The sequence below is a fragment of the Kitasatospora sp. NPDC007106 genome (assembly GCF_040634455.1).
Taxonomy (GTDB): domain Bacteria; phylum Actinomycetota; class Actinomycetes; order Streptomycetales; family Streptomycetaceae; genus Kitasatospora; species Kitasatospora arboriphila.
In genome coordinates, this window is sequence record NZ_JBEYFP010001219.1 from 1 (window position 1) to 1415 (window position 1415).

The 1415-nt window shown below is 74.8% G+C and carries 2 protein-coding genes; both read right to left on the bottom strand.

Annotated elements, in window-relative coordinates:
* Window positions 1-306, bottom strand: a 306-nt coding sequence (locus ABZ641_RS37285) for a hypothetical protein (protein ID WP_359989017.1), incomplete at its 3' end; no start/stop codon positions are given.
* Window positions 303-737 carry a MarR family transcriptional regulator gene (locus ABZ641_RS37290; RefSeq protein WP_359989019.1) on the bottom strand — a complete coding sequence of 145 codons (435 nt, stop codon included), beginning with the start codon at window positions 735-737 and terminating at the stop codon, window positions 303-305. The genes ABZ641_RS37290 and ABZ641_RS37285, both read right to left, overlap by 4 nt.
* Window positions 738-1415: the final 678 nt, after the last annotated feature.

Sequence of the window (1415 nt, forward strand, 5' to 3'; positions counted from 1 at the left end):
CAGCGGGTCTCCGGCTCGACCGAGGCGATGAGCTGGCAGGACGTGGACCAGGGCAGGTTCGGCACCTGCTGGCTGCTGACCAGCGTCCAGGCGGTACTTCTGGGGGACGCCCGCGTAGCGGGCGGTGCGCCGGATGCCGTCGCCGATCAGGTCCACCGCTGCAGCGGTTCCGTGTCGCCGGACGGCCAGCCAGGTCAGATGGACGTGCTGGCGGTGCCCGAACCGGTCGGCGGTGGCCATCACCTCGTCCATCAACTGGGTGAACGGGGAGGATTCCGCGCCTGTACCGGGGCCGGTCGCGGTCACGAGCCCTCCGCGATCAACGCGTCCAGCATGGCGTGGAAACCGGCGATCGACTCGGCCGGCAGGCCGCCCAGGGCGCGGTTTTCGAGATCGGCCAGCGTCTGCCGGATCAGGGCGGCCGCCGCCTGCCCGGACTCGGTGAGCTCGATGAGAACCGAGCGGCGGTCGCCGGCCCGTGTGCCGCGGGTGATGTAACCGCGCCGCTCCAACCGGTCGAGCACGCCGGTCAGCGTCGTGGGGCGGGTGCCGGCGGCGGCGCCCAGCTGGGACACGGTTCTGCCCCGGCCGTCGGCGAGGTTCGCCAGGGCGTTGGTCTCGGAGGCGGTCAGGTCCAGGTCGACGAGTTCGGCGGCGATCAGTTGCAGGGTGGCGTGGGTCGCGCGCTGCAGGGCGAGCAGGGCCGAACGCCCGGATGGAACGGATTCAGACTTCACGGTTTCGGATAGTACGGAATCGGAGTATCCGGGGCAAGCCCGTGACGGCCCGCGGGGGCCGTGCGGCGCGCCGCTCTGAACCGTGGTGTGGCTGCCACCTGCGCGGGGGCTCCTTCCGGGCGGCGGCGCGGGGCGCAGATGCCCCGCCGGCCCAGTGCTGCGGCGGCCAGGCGGGGTGGGGGCGGAAGGGGGGGCGGGGAGCTCGATCCGGGCGCCGCGTCGGCTGACGTGGCCCGGTCGGTGAGCCGGGGAGTGTCCGGGCGTCGCCCGGCGTCGCCGGGTCCGTGACGGTTGCCGGGAGTGGTTCGTCGAGCGGCGGCAGGCCTGCGCTCCGCACGCCTCCCGTCGGGCCTCGGGCCGCATCGGCGCACGCCCTCCGGGCCATGCATGGTCGGGTCCGGCCCCCTGTTCCGGACCAGTGCCGTGGGCCGGCTTCCGACGGGAGGCGTGCGGCTGCGTGCCGCTGCCGGGACCGTTCCGGCTGCGGCTCGGGCGGCTGCTGGTGAGGCCTCGGGCCCGGGGGCGGCTTGCTGCGGATGGCAGCCGGTCGGATGCCGCACACGGCTGATGCTCTGTCATTTCCGCGTCGATCGGGCCGGGGTTGCGGCATTCCAGGGCCCGGGAACGTGCCTCCGTCGGGCCGCCCGGGGCTCCGGTCGCACCGGCCGCCCCCGTGGC